Raw genomic sequence first — 473 nt, 5'->3', positions numbered from 1 at the left:
ACCGGTGGTGGCCAGTGCGCTGGTGGCGGCGGTCGGCGATGGCAGACAGTTCAAAAGTGGCCGTGAGATGGCGGCGTATCTGGGTCTGGTCCCGCGGCAGCACTCCAGTGGCGGGAAAGCGCGGCTGGGGTCTGTCAGCAAACGGGGAGACAGCTACCTGCGGACGCTGATAATCCACGGTGCGCGTGCGGTGCTGAACGCGTGTCCGAATAAAACCGACAGACGCAGCCAGTGGCTGCAGGCGTTATCGGAAAGGCGAAACCGGAATATCGCGACGGTGGCGCTGGCGAACAAGAATGCGCGAATAGCGTGGGCGCTCCTGAGCCGCGAAGAAGATTACCATGGGTTACAGGCCGCCGGTTAAGCGGCGGCCTGTAACCCATGCAGTAAAAGAGCAATAACCTGCCGTGAGAGTGCAGTCAGCAAAGTGTGATGAGTAACAGGTAAGACCGGCATCTGTCCTTCCGACTTAG

Annotated in this window: 1 protein-coding gene; it reads left to right on the top strand. The window is 60.5% G+C overall.

The genetic code is table 11. The annotated features are described in order from the left end of the window. Nucleotides 1–364: transposase (locus ACKLKD_RS28005; RefSeq protein WP_144232721.1), on the top strand; the 364-nt coding region annotated here is incomplete at its 5' end. Nucleotides 365–473: the final 109 nt, after the last annotated feature.

Source organism: Klebsiella sp. 10982, from assembly GCF_048589245.1.
Lineage (GTDB): Bacteria > Pseudomonadota > Gammaproteobacteria > Enterobacterales > Enterobacteriaceae > Klebsiella > Klebsiella quasivariicola.
Note: the sequence above shows the minus strand (reverse complement) of the source record. Positions and strands in the feature narration are given on the sequence as shown.